This is a genomic window from Paenibacillus sp. FSL H7-0714, assembly GCF_038003765.1.
In the GTDB taxonomy this organism is placed as follows: Bacteria; Bacillota; Bacilli; order Paenibacillales; family Paenibacillaceae; genus Paenibacillus_AQ.
The window spans coordinates 6473246-6496449 of the sequence record NZ_JBBOPT010000001.1 but is presented as its reverse complement, the minus strand read 5'-3'; the positions used below and the strand labels follow the sequence as shown (position 1 = coordinate 6496449).

Genomic DNA, 23204 nt, shown 5'->3' with positions numbered 1-23204 from the left:
AAAGGTGGGCTATAAATGAAACTGCTAGTTACCGGCGGAGCCGGCTTTATCGGCAGCAACTTTGTATTATACATGCTGCAACAACATCCTGATTATCAAATCGTTAACGTAGACGCGTTGACATATGCAGGTAATTTGGAGAATTTGAAGTCAATTGAAAATCATCCGAACCACAAGTTCGTAAAAGCAGACATTACAGATGTACAGGCAATGGATGCTTTGTTTAGCCAAGGTGTTGATGTAGTGGTAAATTTCGCGGCTGAATCGCATGTGGATCGGAGTATTTTGGAGCCAGAAGTGTTTGTGAAGACGAACGTGCTTGGAACACAAGTACTTTTGGATGCGGCGAAAAAATACAGTGTTACTAAATTCGTTCAGGTTTCTACGGATGAGGTATACGGATCACTTGGAGCAACCGGTTTGTTTACTGAAGAAACTCCTTTGACTCCGAACAGTCCATATTCGGCAAGTAAAGCTGGTGGCGACTTGCTTGTACGTGCATACCATGAGACATTCGGACTGCCAGTGAACATTACCCGCTGCTCGAACAATTATGGCCCGTACCAATTCCCTGAGAAGCTTATTCCGCTTATGATCTCCCGCGCACTTGCGGATCAAGCGTTGCCTGTATATGGTGATGGGATGAATATCCGTGACTGGTTGTATGTTGAGGATCACTGCAGCGCGATTGATTTGGTTATCCACAAGGGCGTGAACGGTGAAGTATACAACATTGGTGGCAATAACGAACGTACAAATGTGCATATCGTGAACACAGTATTGCAGGAACTTGGCAAACCTGATTCACTGATTACTTATGTTCAAGACCGTCCGGGTCATGATCGCCGCTATGGCATTGACCCTACCAAGATTATGAACGAACTGGGTTGGAAGCCGAAACATACGTTTGAAACAGGTATTAAAGAAACCATCCAATGGTATCTCAATAACCGCGAATGGTGGACTCGCATTCAATCTGGGGAATACCAGAAGTACGCTGAATTACAATATGGCGATCGTTTGGGAGAATCTCTATAATGGTTCAACTGAAGGTACTTGTTACAGGTGCGGCCGGACAATTGGGTCAGGATGTTGTTTTACTACTCCAGCATCATGGTCACCAAGTGATGGGCTGCGACCGTCAAGAGATGGATATCACCGATCTGGATCAGTGTATCCAGGTTATTGGTGAGTTTGGACCGGATGCTGTCATTCATTGTGCTGCGCATACAGCAGTAGATGCGGCAGAAAGTGACATCGATGCAGCTTATTTAATTAATGCAACGGGCAGTCGAAACGTAGCGCTAGCTTCTGAAAAAGCTGGAGCTAAGCTGGTGTACATTAGTACGGATTATGTATTTGATGGTTTGGGAGTACAGCCTTACCATGAGTATGATAATACAGACCCTAAGAGTATATATGGTAAATCGAAACGTGCGGGTGAAGTGTTAGTTCAATCCCTTTCCTCTAAGTATTTCATCGTACGCACATCATGGGTGTACGGTAAATACGGGAATAACTTTGTCAAAACAATGCTGAAGCTTGGTCAAGAAAAGCCACTGCTTCAAGTCGTAGATGACCAAAAAGGTTCGCCTACCTATACAGTCGATTTAGCTCGATTTTTGTTAGAGCTTATCCAAACTGAGAAGTATGGTGTATACCATGCGTCAAATAGCGACTCATGTACTTGGTTTGAATTTACACAGGCAATTTTTGCAGAGGCTGAGGAAGTTTTAGGTTTGAAATTTACCGCTAAGCTTGAACCGTGTGCTACAGAACAGTTCCCGAGACCTGCACCACGTCCTCGGAATTCGGTGATGGAGCATCTGTCGATACGTACGAATGGATTTGAGGATATTCGACCTTGGCGCGAGGGCCTGAGAGATTTCCTCTTAGAGCTAAAAGAATAAGATAGTAGCAATTGAAACTCCCAAATCGTTTATAACGATACGGGAGTTTTTTGTATTCTTTCGTTATAATAAGAAGGGAGTGTGTAGTTAACAAGAAATTACAAAGTCGAGGATACTCATGAATAACAAAACAGTAAGTGTACATATCGTCACCTACAACAGTGCTGACGACATCATAGATTGTATAGAGGCAGTAATGGCACAGGATTATTTGGTCAAAAAAATTGTCGTAGTGGACAACGCTTCAACTGATGGTTCGGCGGATAAGGTCAGAACGTTCTATCACCAGTTTAACTCGGACTCACCCGCTGCATTCTTGGTGGGGCATGAAGCTATGAACTCCGCAAGGGAGATAAAGCAATATCCAACAATTGACCTTCTGGAGAATGAGCTTAACACAGGCTTCGCCCCAGCCCACAACCAGGCCATTTCGGCCACGAATACAGATTACGTGCTCGTCCTTAACCCTGACCTTACGCTGGCTCCAGACTATATCTCCAGACTAATCACACAGATGGAGAATAATCCACAGATCGGCAGCGCCACAGGCAAGCTTTTGCTGAAGGCGGATCATGGGCTGGTAGACAGCACAGGTCTCCGAATGAACAGAGCACGCCGTGCATTTGATCGCGGTGCGGGTGAGCCAGCTGACCAATGGACGCAATCGGGTCCTGTATTCGGTGTATCTGGAGCGGCTGCGATGTATTCTCGACGGATGATCAACGACATAATTGTTGATGGCGAGTTTTTTGATGCAGACTTTTTTGCCTATAAGGAAGATGTGGATGTGGCTTGGAGGGCGGAGTTATTCGGCTGGCAGGGATATTATGATGCTGAGGCGATCGGGTATCACGAACGTGGCTGGAAAACGTCTGGTCGTAACACTAAGCCGTTGTTCATCCGACGAATATCTTACATTAACCGCTACAAAATGATCTACAAGAATGAACCGACTCGAATTATGCTGAAGACAATCTTCATTTCTCTCCCCTATGAAATTGCAGCTCATGGTTATATGCTTCTGAGAGAGCCACAGTTAATTACAGCGTGGAAATCCTTTTTTACTCAGCTCCCTGCGTTAAAAAAGAAGCGGGAGTATATACAAGCCGCGATAAAAGAGAGAAAGAAACACGAAAGTTAAACCACATCTGGAAAAACCTCCCTAAAACGTCACCTCCTCTCAGGGAGGTTTTATGTTATAATTATTGTCGGTAGATTACTATATTTGTCAGGAGCGTTACGCAGTGAATGTAGATGTAAGCATACTTATTGTTAATTACAACACGTGTCGCCTGACGATGGATTGTCTCAGGTCGGTGTATGACTCTGCAACGAACTATTCCTATGAGATTATTTTAATAGACAACAATTCCAATGATGATTCGGTAGAGAAGATTAGTAGAGAGTTTCCAGGTGTAATGTTGATCGCAAATAACGACAATGTCGGTTTTGCCCGTGCTAATAATCAGGGGATGGAAGCTTCATCCGGACGGTATGTGCTGCTGCTGAATTCAGATACGGTGGTACGTAAGGATACGCTAGAGACGATGATCTCCTTTATGGATAGTCGGCCTGATGTAGGAGCGTCTGGGTGCAAGATTATTTTACCGGATGGCTCGCTAGATAAAGCTTGCAAGCGGGGGTTTCCTACACCGTCTGCTTCGTTCTATTATGCTTTTGGATTTAGTAAGCTATTTCCGGATCGTCCGAGGTTTAACGGTTACCAGTTAGGTTATCTGGACCCTGATCTTGATTACCCGATAGATTGTCTGGTTGGTGCGTTTATGCTGCTGCGGCGGGAGACGATTAACCAGGTGGGTGGATTAGATGAAGAGTTCTTTATGTACGGCGAGGATTTAGATTGGTGTTATCGTATTAAAGAGGCTGGTTGGGAGATTTATTATTATCCGAAGACTGCTATCGTGCATCTTAAAGGCGGTAGCGCCAGACGCAGACCGTTTAAGATCGTCTATGAATTCCACCGGGCAATGATTTTATTTCATCGTAAGCATTATAGTAAGAAGTACAACAGTATGATAAATGGAACAGTATATGCCGGCGTAGGTGTGAAGTTCGCACTTTCGCTTTTGCGGAATGCCTTAACTTCGCCTAAAACAGTCCCATCACCTGCTCAGAGTCTTAACTCCGCTAATGAAACAGGTGCACGTAACGAAAAGAATACTGAGGTGAATTTATGATTCGGCGTAATCAGAAATTTTTGACACAGCTCTATATGGTGGCTGACTTTCTTGTCATCCAGCTGTCCTTCCTTATAGCCTGGTGGCTAAAGTTTAGAAGTGGTTGGATGGAGTACGAAAACCCGTTGCCTGTAGAGTCGTACGCTTACTGGAGTATGATTTATGGCGGAATTGCAGTGTTAGTCGGTATACTGCTGTCGCTGTATTTGCCGAAGCGTAAGAAACGGTTTGTCGATGAATTCATTAAGATTTTCCAAGTGCATATTATGGGCATTTTCATTCTGCTTGGTCTGATGTTTTTTGTGAAAGAAATAAATATCTCCCGAACATATCTAGCTCTTTACATGGGATTGAACATTCTTTCTATTATGCTGTACCGTTATGTACTGAAGAAAATGCTTAAATCTTTTCGCGAAAAAGGCTTCAACCGACAGTTTGTACTTATCATCGGTGCAGGTACGCTAGGCAAAAGATTCTACAATAATCTAGAGCAATACCCCGAGCTTGGATATGAAGCGATTGGTTTCCTGGATGACTATCATACTTGGGATGGAATTGAAGAGCAACGATATAAACCGATTCTAGGAACAGTTGACCAGTTGTCTGGAATGCTAGAGATGCTGCCTGTGGATGAGGTTATACTTGCTCTGCCGCTTGATGCGCATTCGAAGTATCCTTCAATTATTGCGGCCTGTGAAAAAGCAGGTGTACGCACACTGATTATCCCTGACTTTTTTGACTACTTACCAGCCCGCCCTTACTTTGATAACTTTGCAGGCATGCCAATGATTAATGTTCGTGATATTCCACTAGATATGACGGGTAATAAGATGGCAAAAAGATTGTTTGATATTGTGTTCTCTTTGTTCGCAATTATTATGATCTCTCCAGTGATGCTTATCGTGGCTCTTGGTGTCCGACTGACCTCTCCGGGACCGATTATATTCCGGCAGGAACGTGTGGGACTGAACCGTCGTAATTTTATGATGTATAAGTTCCGCTCCATGAAGATGCAGCAGGATGGTGAAGAGGATACAGGCTGGAGTACGCGGGAAGATCCTCGTAGAACAAGATTCGGGACCTTTATCCGTAAGACAAGTCTAGATGAGCTTCCGCAATTTTTTAATGTGTTGCTGGGACATATGAGTGTGGTGGGACCTCGACCAGAACGCCCATATTATGTGGAACAGTTCCGTGATGAAATTCCGAAGTATATGGTTAAGCACCATGTACGACCTGGAATCACAGGTTGGGCACAGAGCAATGGACTTCGCGGTGATACTTCCATCGAGGAGCGGATCAAACACGATATTTTCTATATCGAGAACTGGTCTTTACTGTTCGACATTCGAATTATTTTCAAAACGATTCGCAACGGCTTCGTCAACAAAAATGCTTATTGATTCCTGCACTTATTTAGATTTGTGAAATTTTAATAATACCCCGTTTTGCCACTGGCAGAGCGGGGTATTAATTTTCTAATCTAAACTTTGTAAAGGAAACTCACAACTATGAATAAGAAAAAGATTATTGCAACCGTAGTAATGATTGTCGCACTAATAATGATTCTTGTAATAACGTTGAACAAAGGGGAAGAGCAACCCGCGAGCGGTTTTGAAGCGCACAGAATCGTTGCACATGCCATGGGTGGCATTAACGGTCATACGTACACCAATGCTTTTGAAGCATTTGTTGCTAATTATGCACAGGGAACTCGCGTATTTGAAGTAGACTTGTTATTATCGGCTGATGATCAGCTAGTAGGTAGGCATGAGTGGTCAGGCAACATGAGTAAGCTTTTAGGTCAGTTGGATGTTCTTCCTGCTAATAAACAAGGGGAGGTACTAGATTATAAGGAATTCATGGACAGCCCAATCCTGAATATATACTCCCCGATCGATGTCGAGAAGTTGCTTGATCTGATGCAGCATTATCCAGATGCTTATATCGTGACCGATACGAAAGAAATCAAACCCGAACTTATAAATAAACAATTTACATTGTTGGTAGAAGCGGCGCAGCGCCGGGATCCAGCCATATTAGATCGGATTGTTCCACAAATATATAATCAGTCGATGCTTGATGAGATCAATAAGGTGTATTCTTTTCCAGAAGTGCTTTACACTCTGTACCAATCCAAGGATACGGATGAACAAGTTATTGAGTTTGTTAATAAAACAGGTGTGGATATTACCATGCCAGTTGGCCGAGCCACCAAGAGCTTTGTTAAAAAGCTGAAGAAGGCTGGCGCTCGTGTATATGTTCATACAGTAAATGAAGAAGCTGAAATTAGGGAACTGGCCCGTATGGGCGTGGATGGTTTTTATACTGATTTTGTACCCGAAGAGGATTTGATTAACATCTCAGGTGTACGTTGAAATCTTAGACTACTTATTACCATTAAAAAATACGAAAAAATGTTCGCATTTTTGTTCGCTTTAAATTGACACACCTGCTGTGCTGGCATAGACTAGATCTATATCTTTTGCGGCGGCAGGAGTGTCTTTGTCTTGCCCAAATGACTATTAAGGATGATTCTCATGAAATCAGTGCAGCAAATGATCAAACCTTGGCGGCATGTATTTAAGCTAGACCCTGACCGGATGATTTCGGATGAGGATTTGGAGGCCGTTTGCTTATCTGGCACGGATGCCATACTGATAGGGGGCTCAACAGGAGTAACCTATGAGAATACAGTGGATCTCCTAGCAAGAGTAAAACAGTTTGAGTTACCTTGTGCACTTGAGGTATCCGAACTTGAAGCTGCTGTTCCCGGATTTGATCTTTATATGATCCCTATGGTGCTTAATACGCCCGATCCAGCTTGGATTGTAGGCCATCATCGCCGAGCTATTGAACGCTATGGATTTATGATTCCATGGGATTCGCTTCTAACGGAAGGTTATATTGTGCTGAATAGTGCCTCTTCAGTTGCACGGATTACAGGGGCTGAGACGGCCATTGATGCTGAAGAAGCGGCTGCTTATGCTCAGGTTGCGGACAGGCTGATGTCACTGCCGATTGTTTATCTTGAATACAGCGGTAGGTTCGGGGATATGGAGACTGTGCGGACAGTACGCGAAATGGTGGAACACGCCCAACTTTTTTATGGTGGGGGCATTACTTGTGAGGCGGAAGCCGAGCAGGCAGCAGCTCTATGTGATACAGTAGTGGTCGGCAATATTATTTATAGTGATGTACAGCAGGCACTGCTAACAGTTGCGGCTGTAAAAAAGACAGTACAAGAGCAATTCGATTAAAATATAAGAGAGTATAAGTTTCACGTGATACATTATCCTTATATTTTCGCATAAACACTTACCGTCCTTATGACGCCAAAGGCGTTTATGCTTAGTGGTTATTTTTAGGACTACTTATGATTTGTGATTTTATATTTAGAAAGGAGCATGTTACACATGCAACTTATTAGCATACAAGACGCAGTAAGTCGACTGAATCCTCCACAAAGACAGGCTGTCGAAACTACTGAAGGACCACTTTTGATTATGGCTGGTGCGGGCAGTGGGAAGACGAGAGTGTTGACTCATAGAATTGCCTGGCTGATTGCCAATCGAAAGGCGCCGCCTTGGGCGATTTTGGCGATTACGTTTACGAATAAAGCCGCGCGGGAAATGCAAGAACGTGTATCTAAGCTTGTCGGACCTGAGGGAAGAGATATCTGGGTATCCACCTTTCACTCTATGTGTGTTCGGATTTTGCGGAAGGATATCGAGCGGATTGGTTTTACCTCCAACTTCTCCATTCTGGACTCTACAGATCAGTTATCCGTAATACGTAACTGTATGAAGGAACTGAATATTGATACGAAGAAATTCGAACCAAAAGCTGTGCAGGCTATCATTAGCGCATCCAAGAATGAACTGATCACTCCGGCGCAGTATGAGCAGAAGGTTGGCGATTATTTTGAAGGCTTAGTTGCAAAGGTATATAAGATGTATCAAAGACGTCTAAGAAGCAATAACTCGCTTGATTTTGATGATTTGATTATGAAGACCATCGAACTGTTTAAGGAAGTTTCCGAGGTCCTTGATTTCTACCAAAAGAAATTCAAATACATCCACGTGGATGAGTATCAGGATACGAACAGAGCGCAGTATATGTTGTGCCGTATGCTCGCTGATAGCCATCACCGGATTTGTGTGGTAGGGGATAGTGACCAGTCGATTTATCGCTGGCGCGGAGCGGATATTACGAACATTCTTAATTTTGAAGAGGACTATCCAGAAGCGAAGACCATTCTTCTAGAGCAGAACTACCGTTCAACTGCTAATATCCTGAATGCAGCCAATGGTGTGATCGCACTCAATAGTGGACGTAAGCCGAAGAAGCTGTGGACCGATTCCGAGGAAGGCGCCAAGATTAAGGTGTACCGGGCGGACTCCGAGCATGATGAAGGTTACTTTGTAACCGGAGAAATCAGCAAAAATGTGAAACAGGGTCAAGCCTACCAGAATCATGCGATACTGTATCGTACGAATGCCCAGTCACGGGTAATCGAGGAAATTCTAATTAAATCTGATATTCCGTATCAAATCGTAGGCGGGATTAAGTTCTATGATCGTAAAGAAATCAAAGATCTGCTCGCTTATTTACGCCTGTTATCTAACCCTGATGATGATATCAGCCTGACGCGTATTATTAATGTACCTAAGCGGGGATTAGGGGATACAACGGTTGGTAAGCTGGCAGCTGCGGCTGGTGAGCGTGGTGTTTCTATTTTCCGCGTACTGCAAACTGTAGATGATTTGGGCTTTGCCGGACGGACGCGGAATATGCTAGTAGAGTTCTACGATATGATTGAAGCTCTGCACCGTATGGTGGAGTTCTTGTCCGTAACAGAACTGACGGAAAAAATACTGGAGATGTCACAGTACCGTTTGGAGCTGCAAAATGAAAACACTCTCGAATCTCGCTCGCGACTAGAGAATATCGATGAGTTCTTGTCCGTGACGATGGAGTTTGAAAAGAATAACGAGGACAAGTCGCTTGTCTCCTTCCTCACGGATCTTGCACTTATCGCAGATATTGATAGTGTGAATGATGATGAAGAGGACCGTAGTGACGCTGTAGTCCTGATGACGATGCACAGCGCCAAAGGTCTGGAGTTCCCAACGGTATTTATCGTCGGGATGGAAGAAGGCGTGTTCCCGCACAGCCGAGCCTTCCAAGACAACGATGAGCTCGAAGAGGAACGCCGGCTTGCATATGTAGGGATCACCCGCGCCGAGAAACAATTGTTTCTCTCTTGCGCGCGGATGCGTACGCTCTTTGGGCGGACGACGGCGAATCAGCCGTCCCGCTTCATTGAAGAGATTCCGGAGGAGTTGAAGGAAGATACCGCGAAGACGCAGGACCGCTTCCAACGCGGAGGCTCAGAGGTAGGCGGTGCTTACGGCGGACGCGGCTTCAGTGGCGGCAGTCGTGGGAACTTCGGCGGCCGAAGTGGAGCTGCTGGTGCGGCGCCGATTGGCAGCGGAAGCACAGCGTCCGCAGCGACAAGCAAGAGCAGCGTGACCGTAACCTCCGGAGGCGCACAGCACGCTACTGGAGCAGGGGCTGCAGCAGCTGGCGAATACAAAGCGGGTGATAAAGTTTCGCACGGCAAATGGGGCACTGGCACCGTTGTAGCTGTAAAGGGCACCGGGAATGATACGGAGCTGCAGATTGCTTTTCCGGCACCAGTGGGTGTAAAACGACTGCTTGCAGGGTTTGCGCCGATTACCAGGGTGGAATAATAGTAGGAAACGATTAACGAACGGATATTTAGACCACGCTAACCATTAGGAAACTTATTGACGGAGGGATGTACCTGCATGGATGCTATGCATGTGATGGAAGAGCTTGTTGCGGAGTTAAATAATTATAATTACCACTATTACACGCTGGATGCTCCGCTAGTCAGCGATAAGGAATACGATGTTTTATACGACAAGCTTGTAGCACTGGAGGCTGAGAGTGGCTTCGTACTACCGGATTCACCTACACAACGTGTAGGTGGAGAGCTGCTTAAGGGCTTCACGCCGCATCGGCATCTGGCTCCGCTTTGGAGTCTCGATAAAGCACAGAATATTGAACAGCTGCGGAGCTGGAATACGCGGGTACTCCGCTTAGTGAATGAGTACAATCTTAAGAACCCAGGCAACCCTCTACCTGATCCTTGTTATGCAGTAGAACTGAAGTTTGATGGCTTGACGCTGAATCTAACCTATCGGAATGGTGTTCTCGAACAGGCATCGACGCGTGGTAATGGTGTCATTGGTGAAGGAATACTTGCTCAGGTGAAGACCATTAAGTCTGTTCCATTAACGATTCCTTTTAAAGAAGGTGTTATTGAGGTTCAGGGTGAAGGGATTATGAATCTGTCTGTGCTCGCTGATTATAATACCCGGGCTGCAGAGCCGCTTAAGAATGCACGTAATGCGGCGGCAGGTGCACTGCGCAATCTTAATCCGAAGACTACTGCAGAACGTCGTTTGAATGCATATTTCTATAATGTAGGTTTTGGAGAAGGTGTAGAGTTCGCCGATCATCAGGAGATGATGGATTTTCTACGGAATAACAAATTCAAAGTAAATCCTTATCTGACTTACTGTAATGATTTCGATGATGTGACTGAGCAGCTTGCTGGAATCGAGGAGAGTCGTTCAAGTCTTGATTACCTCATTGATGGAGCGGTGATCAAGGTGACGGATTTCCGTATTCGTGAAGTTCTTGGTTACACTGACAAGTTCCCTCGCTGGGCAGTGGCTTATAAATTTGAAGCTGAAGAAACAACGACCGTGCTTGAGTCTGTTAGCTGGAATGTAGGACGTACAGGTAAAGTGACTCCTTTAGCTCGTGTTGAAGCCGTAGAGCTTGCTGGAGTTACCGTACAGAATTGCACATTAAATAATGTGGGCGATATTGAGCGCAAAAACTTGAAATTCGCCTTAGGCTCACGAGTGTTTATTCGGCGTTCTAATGATGTTATCCCGGAAATTCTCGGCAAGGTAACGGAAGAGAATGACGGAGGAGAAATTATTTTCCCTGAGGATTGCCCGGCTTGTGGATTTCCGCTAGAAATGCGCGGTGCGCATCTTTTCTGTAATAATAAGCTGAACTGTAGACCGCAAATTATTAGTCGGATCACCCATTTCGCTTCACGAGATGCGATGGATATTGAGACGTTTAGTGAGAAGACGGCAGGCCAGCTCTACGACGAGCTTAATGTTCATGATTCTGCGGATCTGTATGAATTGTCCTTTGAGCAGCTTGTACAGCTGAACCGTTTCGGGGAGAAAAAAGCACAGAATTTGCTGCAAGCGTTAGAGGATAGCAAAGGTCGCGATCTCGCCTCATTCCTCTTTGCGTTAGGAATCCCTAACACAGGTAAAGCAACAACTAAGATGCTGGCTGATCATTTCCGCGATCTGGATGCTGTGATGCAGGCTAAAGCGGAAGAACTTGCCGAGTTGCCAGACATTGGCGGGATTGTCGCCGAGAGTATTGTTAACTTCTTCGCAGATCCTATAGTTGTGGCGAATGTTGCTCGGTTGCGGGCGCTTGGGGTTGAAGCAAAAGCTCCTGAGGCCGCACGCCCTGTTAGCACGGATTCCTTCTTTAGCGGAAAAACGGTAGTGTTGACCGGTTCATTACAAAAGCTTACACGTGACGAAGCCGCCGAACGTCTGGAAGCACTCGGAGCGAAGGTGTCTGGAAGTGTATCTAAGAAGACGGATTTGGTTATTGCCGGCGAGAAGGCAGGTAGTAAACTGGCCAAAGCACAGCAGCTGGGCATTCAGGTCATCGAGGATGAGGATGAGCTGATTCGACTGCTGGAGATGTAAGCATATTTTTACTAAATTCTAAAAGGGTACCAGTTCCATTTCGTTTAAGTACGAGTGGAGCGGGTACCCTTTTTTTGCGTAACCTACTTATTGTCGTTCGATTTTAAGTACATGTTTCTATTTTCGAGGAAAAACGTTCAATGGATCTGCTAATATAGAAGCTAAAGATAATTATTACTATATTTGAAAGGAACCCCCTCCTGTGAAGAGAGAAACGATATTGTTAGTAGATGATGAGAAGGAAATTGTAGAGCTGTTATCGATATACCTCTGTAATGAGGGCTATCGCCTGCTTAAAGCTTATGATGGGATGGAGGCACTGGCGTGTCTGCAGAAGGAAGAAGTAGATCTGATTATTCTTGATGTCATGATGCCTAAGATGGATGGATTAGCTGCATGTATGAAGATCCGTGAAGAGCGGAAGATGCCAATTATCATCCTTTCAGCCAAAAATACGGATATGGACAAAATCTCAGGACTTAGCATAGGAGCGGACGACTACGTGGGCAAGCCGTTTAATCCTTTGGAGATTGTGGCACGAGTTAAGTCACAGCTGCGTCGTTATCACGCTTTCAATAAAGATAGTAATAGCCTAGGGAATGACAGCAAACTGAGCTTTGAAGATTTAACTATAGATACGTCTAAGCATGAGGTACATATAGACCAGCAGAAGATTAAGCTGACCCCCCGGGAATTTTCTATTTTAGAGCTTTTGGCAAGGCACCAAGGTCAAGTGCTCAGCTTAGAGCAGATATACGATAAGGTGTGGAACGAACCATTTTTAGATGGGGGTAATACTGTTATGGTACATATTCGTAACCTCCGCGATAAAATCGAAGTGGATTCGAAGCGCCCACGTTATATACAAACCGTCTGGGGAGTTGGCTATAAATTAGATGGACCTTCCTGAAAGGATTAGGTGAGGCTTCTTGAATTCAAAATATATAACTACGATTCGTTGGAAGTTTATATACGCCTTTTTGCTTAGTGTGCTTTCCGGTGGATTACTGCTGTTTGCAGGTTACCAGCTCGTTAATTTCATGATCTATCTTAATCCAGTGTCAGAGTCGGCTCCCTATTCACGTATCTTACGCTGGATCATTAATCATATTGGCTCTATGCCACTGCTGACCGCAGCTGGTATTATCAGCTTTTTGCTGTTCTTTTTTATCTATACTCGTAAAATAGTACTGTATCTGGAGGAGATCACCAAAGGAATTCGGGAAATCACAAGCTCCGGGATGTCGCACCGAATTGAAGTCAGAACCACGGACGAGCTGGGAGTGCTGGCTGAGAATATTAATGAAATGGCTGAACGTTTGCAGCACTCTGTGGAAGAGGAACGTAAAGCAGTGAATGCAAAAAATGACTTGATCACGGGTGTCTCCCACGATTTACGAACCCCCCTTACCTCTGTCCTCGGTTTTCTGGAATATATCGAGCAAGATCGATGCCAGGAAGAAGTAGAAATACGATATTACGTGAGCATAGCCTACAACAAATCCCTTGTGCTGCGTAAACTGATCGACGATCTTTTTGAATATACACGCGTAAATAGTGGGGAATACCCTCTAGTTATGGAGCGATTAGATTTAAAAGCATTTATACGGCAGCTAGCGGAGGAGTCAGTTCCCGAACTAACAAAGGCTGAAATGACCTATGAGATCGATGACCAAGCTGGTGAGTTGTGGATAGAGGCTTCCCCTAAAGAATTAGTTCGTGCATATGAAAATTTGATTACGAACGCGATCCGTTACGGTAGAAGCGGCGGGAAAGTGGAGATTGGTTTCAGTAAAAGGGGAAATGAAGCGGTTGTCCGCATTAGCAATTTTGGAGAGATGATTGCAGAGAGCGATATTCCGTTTATTTTTGAACGATTCTATCGAGCAGAGAAGTCTCGTTCACAGCATACAGGCGGTTCAGGCCTAGGTCTTGCCATTTCCAAAAGTATCGTCGAACGCCACAATGGCGTTATTTATGTAGAAAGCTCCCCGCTTCGGACGGATTTTATCACCTATTTCCCATTCTTCATAGAATCTTAAGAAAACTCTTGGCGGGTTCTTAAGATTTGGAAGATATCCTTGTGAGCACAAGGAGGGAATGACTATGCACAAACTTCGGACGGTTCGCATCCATTATCTTTATATTTTTATAGGGAGTGCTCTTTTGAGTGCTGCCTTTCTTTTTGCTGTCCAGCGGGCTGTTGCTTTGCTGTATTCTCATTATTCGGGGAAGTCAGGCGTCTTTTTTGTTCGTCTTATCCATTGGACCATTAATCATATTGGAACAATCCCTAGCGTCATAATTCTATTTGTTCTATTCTTCAGTGGGTTGTTTATTCTCCGTTCACAGAAAATTGCCGATGATTTGCACACGGTAATGATTGGAAGCTCAGAGTTAGCAGACAAGGGAGTAACAAAAGAAATCAAGGTCCTCTCTGGAGGAGAATTAGGCCAAATCGCCGCTAACCTGAATCGCATGCAAAGAATTGAAGTTCCGAATAGAGGCGTAGCAACAGAAACGATGCAGGACACACCAGCTGTAGCTTTATTGATAAGAACTCGGGCAATTCTCCGTGCTCTCCGTGAGGTAGAGGAGGCTGACAACACGGATGATGGGATGGAAGCCCAAGCACTTCTTGAAGCAGCGAGTGTTGAAGCCCGTAGTATGGAGCGGTTCTTAGAGAACCTGATTATAGAATCATGAATGCCGTTACCGAAAAAAAACAAAGTGTAGCCCATTCAGGCAAGGATGGCAGATGGATCGTGCGTACCCGGATACTCCGTCTGGGGTATTTATTATTTGATGGGAGTATCATTGGAATAATAATAGCGCTCGTAGGTTTGCTTTACGTATTTCAATACGGCGGGCAAGTGGTTAAACAGCAAGAGGATAAACTTCAGCTGCCGGAATCGAGCATCATTAAGACCTCGGACGGGACGACATTACGAATGATCCCTTTACCGGGCTCGGGGTATAGACATTCAGCGGAGCTGGAGGAAATGCCTGCATTATTGATAAATACGTTTTTAGCGGTGGAGGACCGACGCTTTTATAGCCACCAGGGATTAGATTATAAAGGGATTTCTCGCGCTTTTCTAAATAATATTGTGGATATGGATCTCTCTGAGGGCGGGAGTAGTATTACTCAGCAGCTAGCTCGCAATCTTTATTTGAACAGGAACAAGAATGTCATACGTAAGCTAAACGAAGCATCCATTGCTCTTGCATTGGAGAGGCAGTTATCAAAACGAGAGATTTTAGGGCTTTACCTCAATCAGATTTACATGGGGCGTGGACAATATGGAGTAAAGGCAGCTGCGGAGCGTTATTTCAGCGTATCCGATTTGAAAAAACTAGAAATATGGCAAATCGCCACCCTGGCGGGAATCCCTAAAGGACCGTCTATTTATAATCCGGTAGACAATAGTACATTATCCAAAACAAGAAGGAATCTCGTTCTACAGATCATGCTAGATCAAGGACTGATCACTAATGAACAAATGCGTGAGGCTAGAGATAAACAGTATCAACCTCCCGCCGCAAACAAAGAAGAAGTCATTGGTGTGCATTATGTGGACGCTACGCTTAAGGAAGCGGCTCAGATCACTGGGAAGTCTGTGGAGGAGCTTCGAACGGGTGGCTACACTATCGTTACAGGGTTGAACATTAAAGCACAGCAGGCGCTAGAGCAGGCTTTTCTAAAGGGTTCTTCTTTCCCGCCTGACGGAAAAGATCAGCAGGTAGAAGCAACTATGACCATAATGGATCATCGTACAGGTGAAGTGGTGGCACTAATTGGTGGGCGTGAACAAAATGAGGGGAGCTTGAACAGAGCTACAATTGATGCGCGGCAGCCAGGCTCCAGCTTCAAGCCGATCATTGATTATGGACCCGCGCTAGAGAGCGGGAAGTATAGCCCGAATAGTATACTGTCTGACCGAAAATACGCTTATGGCAATTATGTACCTGAGAATTTGAATGGTGTGTATCAAGGTCAAATCACAATGAGTATAGCGCTGCAAAAATCCGTGAATGCGCCAGCTGTTTGGCTTTTGAAGCAGGTTGGAATCTCTTCTGCACGGCAATTCGCAGCCAAATTAGGAATTGTACTGACGGAGGAGGATAACCATTTATCAATAGCTTTAGGAGGGCTTCATAATGGGGTATCGCCACTTAAAATGACACAAGCCTATGGTGTCTTTGCTAATGGAGGTAAATTCAATGAGGCTCATATGGTACGCACGATAATGGATTCAAAAGGGAAGGTTGTGTATTCACATCTCTCCGAATCACGGCAGGTAATATCGCAGCGAACCGCAGAGGCAATGACGATGATGCTACGTAATGTTGTCAATGAAGGAACGGGCAAAAAAGCGCAAATGAACAGACCTGTAGCGGGGAAAACCGGAACAACCCAATTGGATCTGCCAGGCGTGAGCAAGAAAGCTAACCGGGATTTGTGGTTTGTTGGTTATACTTCGGAATGGACAGCTGCAGTGTGGATGGGGTTTGATCGTACAAATAAGGATAATTATATGACAGAGGGCAGCGGGAAGGCTGCCGCTCTATTTTCTACAGTTATGAGTAAGGCGTTAAGTGGTTACTGATGTTACTGATGTTACTGATGTTACTGATGTTACTGATGTTACTGGTGTTACTGATGTTTATTGAGCGGCCCATTCTTCTAGTTTCTCGTCTCTAGGAAGCAGGAGAGCAAGGAAACCCAAAAGAGGTAGGAATCCACAAGCTATAAACACTTTTGAAATTCCAATGCTGTCAATCAGATTGCCGAGTACCAAGGAGCCAATTCCTCCGAGCCCAAAAGCAAGACCAGTGATTAACCCTGAAACTGTTCCGATATTGCCTGGATAAAGCATCTGAGCATAGATTACAGTAACAGAGAAGCTGGACAAAAGGATGAAGCCGCCAATCAGTAAGAGTATAGCTGCCCACATTTGGTTCACGAAGGGTAGAGCCAGTGCGAAGGGCACTGTTCCGACCATAGAGAGAAGAATGAGATTACGCCGTCCGAAGCGGTCTGCCAGTGGGCCTCCAAAGAATGTACCGACAGCTCCAGCTGCCAGATACATAAAAATATAGATTTGGGCCTTATCAAGCGTCATTTGATATTTGTCCATTAAATAGAAAGCGTAGTAACTGCCGATAGAAGCGCCGTACCAAGATCTTACAAAGACTAGGAAAACGAGGATGATTGTTGCCGTTCGAATACTTTTGCGTCGGGCAGGATCGATTGCACGAGCTGTTGATTTTTTATGAAACGTATATCCCGCATCCAGCATCTCTCGATACCAGCGAGCGACATAGGTCTGGACGGCAATTCCGGCAGCCGCAACGATAGTGAAGCCAAGAGCGCCGATCTGCCCAAAGGGAATGAATATCCATTTCGTGAGCATTGGTCCTAAAGATTGTCCAGCATTGCCGCCGACTTGAAAAATAGATTGCGAAAGACCTTTCCGCTGACCGGCAGCCATATGAGCAACACGCATACCTTCCGGATGAAAGGTAGCAGATCCGAAACCGATTAGCATGACGGAAAACAATACAAGGATATAGTTGTTGGCATAAGCCAATAAAAGTACGCCTAGAAATGTGCTGCACATACCCAGTGGTAACAATATAGGACGAGGCTTACGATCAGCCGCATACCCAATGACTGGTTGGATCACAGAGGACGTCATGTTTAAGGCAAAGGAGATCCACCCGATCTGAGCGAAGGAGAGCATCAAGTTATCTTTGAGAATAGGAAAGATTGCTGGGATGACTGCCTGAATAGAATCGTTAAATAAATGAACAAAGCTGACAGCCAGCAAAATCTTATAGATTGTTGCTTGCTGCAGATTACGCTGCTCCTTGTCCTTGGTGTTTGTTTGGGCCGCAGCACTAGATGGATTGTTTTTCATTTAGACTCCTCTCATACGTATTATTAGAAGTTAATATATGGGATTACGATAAATTCTATTTAGCCATAAATTAAGGATTATTGGAATCAATTTGTGTTGGTTTGTGCTAGTTTGAAAGTATTTATTCGTAGATTATTTTTTATTTCAAAAAAAGCTTGCAAACATAAGAACAGCATGGTATATTATCTCTTGTGCTTATGACGCATCGAACGAATGAAACACAAACGATGAAAAAATAAGTTGACAAGAAATACGACAACATGATATACTCTAATTCCTGTGCAAGAGACATTGAATGTCGAAATGCTAGGAGCAAGTTCTTTGAAAACTGAACAAATGGAACGCGTTAATTTTTAAAAGATTCATTTAATGAATCGTCAGTTTCAAAATGAGCATATCGCTCTTTTCAATACTAATTGGAGAGTTTGATCCTGGCTCAGGACGAACGCTGGCGGCGTGCCTAATACATGCAAGTCGAGCGGAGTCATTTTGAAAGCTTGCTTTCAAAATGACTTAGCGGCGGACGGGTGAGTAACACGTAGGCAACCTGCCCCTTAGACTGGGATAACTACCGGAAACGGTAGCTAATACCGGATAATTTCTTTTTTCTCCTGAAGAAAGAATGAAAGACGGAGCAATCTGTCACTGAGGGATGGGCCTGCGGCGCATTAGCTAGTTGGTGGGGTAACGGCCCACCAAGGCGACGATGCGTAGCCGACCTGAGAGGGTGAACGGCCACACTGGGACTGAGACACGGCCCAGACTCCTACGGGAGGCAGCAGTAGGGAATCTTCCGCAATGGACGAAAGTCTGACGGAGCAACGCCGCGTGAGTGATGAAGGTTTTCGGATCGTAAAGCTCTGTTGCCAGGGAAGAACGTCCGGTAGAGTAACTGCTATCGGAGTGACGGTACCTGAGAAGAAAGCCCCGGCTAACTACGTGCCAGCAGCCGCGGTAATACGTAGGGGGCAAGCGTTGTCCGGAATTATTGGGCGTAAAGCGCGCGCAGGCGGTCATTTAAGTCTGGTGTTTAAACCTTGGGCTCAACCTGAGGTCGCACTGGAAACTGGGTGACTTGAGTACAGAAGAGGAAAGTGGAATTCCACGTGTAGCGGTGAAATGCGTAGATATGTGGAGGAACACCAGTGGCGAAGGCGACTTTCTGGGCTGTAACTGACGCTGAGGCGCGAAAGCGTGGGGAGCAAACAGGATTAGATACCCTGGTAGTCCACGCCGTAAACGATGAGTGCTAGGTGTTAGGGGTTTCGATACCCTTGGTGCCGAAGTTAACACAGTAAGCACTCCGCCTGGGGAGTACGGTCGCAAGACTGAAACTCAAAGGAATTGACGGGGACCCGCACAAGCAGTGGAGTATGTGGTTTAATTCGAAGCAACGCGAAGAACCTTACCAGGTCTTGACATCCCTCTGAATCCACTAGAGATAGTGGCGGCCTTCGGGACAGAGGAGACAGGTGGTGCATGGTTGTCGTCAGCTCGTGTCGTGAGATGTTGGGTTAAGTCCCGCAACGAGCGCAACCCTTAACTTTAGTTGCCAGCAGGTAAGGCTGGGCACTCTAGAGTGACTGCCGGTGACAAACCGGAGGAAGGTGGGGATGACGTCAAATCATCATGCCCCTTATGACCTGGGCTACACACGTACTACAATGGCCGGTACAACGGGAAGCGAAACCGCGAGGTGAAGCCAATCCCATCAAAGCCGGTCTCAGTTCGGATTGCAGGCTGCAACTCGCCTGCATGAAGTCGGAATTGCTAGTAATCGCGGATCAGCATGCCGCGGTGAATACGTTCCCGGGTCTTGTACACACCGCCCGTCACACCACGAGAGTTTACAACACCCGAAGTCGGTGGGGTAACCCGCAAGGGAGCCAGCCGCCGAAGGTGGGGTAGATGATTGGGGTGAAGTCGTAACAAGGTAGCCGTATCGGAAGGTGCGGCTGGATCACCTCCTTTCTATGGAGAATCGTCTTCTGCAATGAAGACATTCAAATCGGAAGTTAAACTTCCAAAATCATTTAACGCGTATCCATTTGTTCGGTTTTGATGGAATTTGCGGGGCCATAGCTCAGCTGGGAGAGCGCCTGCCTTGCAAGCAGGAGGTCAGCGGTTCGATCCCGCTTGGCTCCACCAACAAACTTCATCTTTTTGTTATGTCTAGAATATTTTTAAACTTGATCCTTGAAAACTGGATACCGAAACGAATTTGCGTTTTAGAACATCTTTTAGCTAAAACTTGTGTAAACAAGTACGTTAGTTATTAGCTGGAAGCGAAGATTTTCAATTGTGCGAACAAGCGAAACATCGGAGCGAAGGTTAAGCTAATAAGAGCACACGGAGGATGCCTAGGCGCCAGGAGCCGACGAAGGACGTGGCGAACAACGAAACTGCCTCGGGGAGCTGTAAGCAAGCTTTGATCCGGGGGTGTCCGAATGGGGAAACCCAGCTGTGGTAATTCGCAGTTACTCATCTCTGAACACATAGGAGATGTAGAGGCAGACCAGGGGAACTGAAACATCTAAGTACCCTGAGGAAGAGAAAACAATAGTGATTCCGTCAGTAGCGGCGAGCGAACGCGGAACAGCCTAAACCTAAGAGCTTGCTCTTAGGGGTTGTGGGACGTCTCACATGGAGTTACAAAGGAATATGGTAGGCGAAGAGGTCTGGAAAGGCCCGCGATAGAGGTAAAAGCCCTGTAGCCTAAACTGTGTTCTCTCCGAGACGGATCCCGAGTAGTGCGGGGCACGTGAAACCCCGTATGAATCCAGCAGGACCATCTGCTAAGGCTAAATACTACCTGGCGACCGATAGTGAAACAGTACCGTGAGGGAAAGGTGAAAAGCACCCCGGAAGGGGAGTGAAATAGAACCTGAAACCGTGTGCTTACAAAAAGTCAGAGCCCTATTAATGGGTGATGGCGTGCCTTTTGTAGAATGAACCGGCGAGTTACGTTTAACATGCAAGGTTAAGTCGAGAAGACGGAGCCGCAGCGAAAGCGAGTCTGAATAGGGCGATTGAGTATGTGGACGTAGACCCGAAACCGTGTGATCTACCCCTGTCCAGGGTGAAGGTGCGGTAACACGCACTGGAGGCCCGAACCCACGCATGTTGAAAAATGCGGGGATGAGGTGGGGGTAGCGGAGAAATTCCAATCGAACTCGGAGATAGCTGGTTCTCCCCGAAATAGCTTTAGGGCTAGCCTCGGTATAAGAGTAGTGGAGGTAGAGCACTGATTGGGTGCGGGGTCCGCAAGGATTACCAAGCTCAGTCAAACTCCGAATGCCATATACTTATTGCCGGGAGTCAGACAGTGAGTGCTAAGATCCATTGTCAAAAGGGAAACAGCCCAGACCATCAGCTAAGGTCCCCAAGTGTGTGTTAAGTGGGAAAGGATGTGGAGTTGCACAGACAACCAGGATGTTGGCTTAGAAGCAGCCACCATTGAAAGAGTGCGTAATAGCTCACTGGTCGAGTGACTCTGCGCCGAAAATGTAACGGGGCTAAACACACCACCGAAGCTATGGCTAGATACGTATGTATCTGGGGTAGGGGAGCGTTGTATGTGGGTTGAAGGTGTACCGTAAGGAGCGCTGGACAGCATACAAGTGAGAATGCCGGTATGAGTAACGAAAAGATCAGTGAGAATCTGATCCGCCGAAAGCCCAAGGTTTCCTGAGGAAGGCTCGTCCGCTCAGGGTAAGTCGGGACCTAAGGCGAGGCCGAAAGGCGTAGTCGAAGGACAACAGTTTGAAATTACTGTACCACCGTAATCCGCTATGAGCGATGGGGTGACGCAGGAGGGTAGTGACGCGGACTGATGGATATGTCCGTCTAAGCAGTGAGGCTGATGTGTAGGCAAATCCGCACATCATTAAGGCTGGGCTGTGATGGGGAGCGAAAATTACAGTAGCGAAGGTCATGATCTCACACTGCCAAGAAAAGCCTCTAGCCAGGAGAAGGTGCCCGTACCGCAAACCGACACAGGTAGGCGAGAAGAGAATTCTAAGGCGCGCGGAAGAACTCTCGTTAAGGAACTCGGCAAAATGACCCCGTAACTTCGGGAGAAGGGGTGCCCCGGTAGTGTGAATAGCACGAGGGGGCCGCAGTGAAAAGGCCCAAGCGACTGTTTAGCAAAAACACAGGTCTGTGCGAAGCCGCAAGGCGAAGTATACGGGCTGACGCCTGCCCGGTGCTGGAAGGTTAAGGGGAGTGGTTAGGGGTAACCCGAAGCTATGAACCGAAGCCCCAGTAAACGGCGGCCGTAACTATAACGGTCCTAAGGTAGCGAAATTCCTTGTCAGGTAAATTCTGACCCGCACGAATGGCGTAACGACTTGGGCGCTGTCTCAACGAGAGATCCGGTGAAATTTTAATACCTGTGAAGATGCAGGTTACCCGCGACAAGACGGAAAGACCCCATGGAGCTTTACTGCAGCTTGATATTGAATTTGGGTACGATCTGTACAGGATAGGTGGGAGCCGTAGAAATCGGAGCGCAAGCTTCGGTGGAGGCGCCGTTGGGATACCACCCTGATCGTATCTAGGTTCTAACCTAGTACCCTTACCGGGTACGGGGACCGTGTCAGGCGGGCAGTTTGACTGGGGCGGTCGCCTCCTAAAGAGTAACGGAGGCGTTCCAAGGTTCCCTCAGAATGGTTGGAAATCATTCGAAGAGTGCAAAGGCATAAGGGAGCTTGACTGCGAGACCTACAAGTCGAGCAGGGACGAAAGTCGGACTTAGTGATCCGGTGGTACCGCATGGAAGGGCCATCGCTCAACGGATAAAAGCTACCCTGGGGATAACAGGCTTATCTCCCCCAAGAGTCCACATCGACGGGGAGGTTTGGCACCTCGATGTCGGCTCATCGCATCCTGGGGCTGAAGTAGGTCCCAAGGGTTGGGCTGTTCGCCCATTAAAGCGGTACGCGAGCTGGGTTCAGAACGTCGTGAGACAGTTCGGTCCCTATCTGTCGTGGGCGCAGGAAATTTGAGAGGAGCTGTCCTTAGTACGAGAGGACCGGGATGGACGTACCGCTGGTGCACCAGTTGTTCCGCCAGGAGCATGGCTGGGTAGCTACGTACGGACGGGATAAGCGCTGAAAGCATCTAAGCGTGAAGCCCCCCTCAAGATGAGATTTCCCAATTAGTAAGACCCCTTGAAGACGACGAGGTAGATAGGTTGGAGGTGGAAGTGCAGTAATGCATGGAGCTGACCAATACTAATCGGTCGAGGGCTTATCCTATACTTAAAACGCAAATTCAATTCGGATTCAGTTTTCAGGCATCAAGCCTGTAACCAATAAGCTGCAT

General features: G+C 46.3%; 14 protein-coding genes, 1 tRNA gene and 2 rRNA genes. 16 read left to right on the top strand and 1 reads right to left on the bottom strand.

The window, feature by feature from the left end; all coding sequences use genetic code 11:
- Positions 1-15 precede the first annotated feature (15 nt).
- From rfbB to NST34_RS29280, 13 genes are all read left to right on the top strand, one after another.
- Complete coding sequence (rfbB, locus tag NST34_RS29340; protein WP_042192239.1) at positions 16-1038, top strand: dTDP-glucose 4,6-dehydratase; 1023 nt, start codon at positions 16-18, stop codon at positions 1036-1038.
- 8 nt (positions 1039-1046) lie between these two features.
- Positions 1047-1910, top strand: coding sequence for a dTDP-4-dehydrorhamnose reductase (gene rfbD / locus NST34_RS29335; protein WP_341129609.1), 864 nt, complete (start codon positions 1047-1049; stop codon positions 1908-1910).
- 118 nt (positions 1911-2028) lie between these two features.
- Positions 2029-3051 (top strand): glycosyltransferase family 2 protein, encoded by a 1023-nt coding sequence (locus NST34_RS29330; RefSeq protein WP_341129252.1) that lies wholly within the window; start codon positions 2029-2031, stop codon positions 3049-3051.
- Between the two features lie 157 nt (positions 3052-3208).
- Positions 3209-4108 carry a glycosyltransferase family 2 protein gene (locus NST34_RS29325; RefSeq protein WP_371916453.1) on the top strand — a complete coding sequence of 300 codons (900 nt, stop codon included), beginning with the start codon at positions 3209-3211 and terminating at the stop codon, positions 4106-4108.
- A complete protein-coding gene (locus NST34_RS29320; RefSeq protein WP_076286915.1) occupies positions 4105-5511 on the top strand; it encodes an undecaprenyl-phosphate glucose phosphotransferase in 1407 nt (468 codons plus the stop codon). The genes NST34_RS29325 and NST34_RS29320 overlap by 4 nt, the downstream gene beginning before the upstream one ends.
- Positions 5512-5619: 108 nt before the next feature.
- On the top strand, positions 5620-6486 hold the full coding sequence (locus NST34_RS29315; RefSeq protein ID WP_341129251.1) for a phosphatidylinositol-specific phospholipase C/glycerophosphodiester phosphodiesterase family protein: 867 nt from the start codon (positions 5620-5622) through the stop codon (positions 6484-6486).
- A gap of 162 nt (positions 6487-6648) precedes the next feature.
- Positions 6649-7368: a heptaprenylglyceryl phosphate synthase gene (locus tag NST34_RS29310; RefSeq protein ID WP_179086618.1), complete on the top strand. Its 720-nt coding sequence runs from the start codon at positions 6649-6651 to the stop codon at positions 7366-7368.
- A gap of 156 nt (positions 7369-7524) precedes the next feature.
- Positions 7525-9864, top strand: coding sequence for a DNA helicase PcrA (gene pcrA, locus NST34_RS29305; RefSeq protein WP_341129250.1), 2340 nt, complete (start codon positions 7525-7527; stop codon positions 9862-9864).
- 78 nt (positions 9865-9942) lie between these two features.
- Positions 9943-11955: an NAD-dependent DNA ligase LigA gene (gene ligA / locus NST34_RS29300; RefSeq protein ID WP_042192224.1), complete on the top strand. Its 2013-nt coding sequence runs from the start codon at positions 9943-9945 to the stop codon at positions 11953-11955.
- A 202-nt stretch (positions 11956-12157) separates the two neighbouring features.
- Entirely contained in the window at positions 12158-12865 is a 708-nt protein-coding gene (locus NST34_RS29295; protein WP_076297845.1) for a response regulator transcription factor, read from the top strand.
- A gap of 19 nt (positions 12866-12884) precedes the next feature.
- Positions 12885-13997: a sensor histidine kinase gene (locus tag NST34_RS29290; RefSeq protein WP_076286910.1), complete on the top strand. Its 1113-nt coding sequence runs from the start codon at positions 12885-12887 to the stop codon at positions 13995-13997.
- Between the two features lie 64 nt (positions 13998-14061).
- Positions 14062-14661, top strand: coding sequence for a hypothetical protein (locus NST34_RS29285; RefSeq protein ID WP_341129249.1), 600 nt, complete (start codon positions 14062-14064; stop codon positions 14659-14661).
- Positions 14658-16565 (top strand): transglycosylase domain-containing protein, encoded by a 1908-nt coding sequence (locus tag NST34_RS29280; RefSeq protein ID WP_341129248.1) that lies wholly within the window; start codon positions 14658-14660, stop codon positions 16563-16565. The genes NST34_RS29285 and NST34_RS29280 overlap by 4 nt, the downstream gene beginning before the upstream one ends.
- A 57-nt stretch (positions 16566-16622) precedes the next feature.
- Here NST34_RS29280 and NST34_RS29275 read toward each other — a convergent pair whose 3' ends face one another.
- Positions 16623-17879, bottom strand: a complete 1257-nt coding sequence (locus NST34_RS29275; RefSeq protein ID WP_341129247.1) for an MFS transporter — start codon at positions 17877-17879, stop codon at positions 16623-16625.
- 413 nt (positions 17880-18292) lie between these two features.
- On the opposite strand from NST34_RS29275, the gene NST34_RS29270 reads away from it, so the two are divergent.
- The 3 genes from NST34_RS29270 to NST34_RS29260 all read left to right on the top strand — a co-directional run bounded on the left by NST34_RS29270 (position 18293) and on the right by NST34_RS29260 (position 23137).
- Positions 18293-19850, top strand: a 16S ribosomal RNA gene (locus tag NST34_RS29270).
- Between the two features lie 101 nt (positions 19851-19951).
- Positions 19952-20027, top strand: a tRNA-Ala gene (locus NST34_RS29265).
- A gap of 181 nt (positions 20028-20208) precedes the next feature.
- Positions 20209-23137, top strand: a 23S ribosomal RNA gene (locus NST34_RS29260).
- The 16S and 23S rRNA genes sit together here with 1 tRNA gene alongside, the layout of an rRNA operon.
- Positions 23138-23204 lie beyond the last annotated feature (67 nt).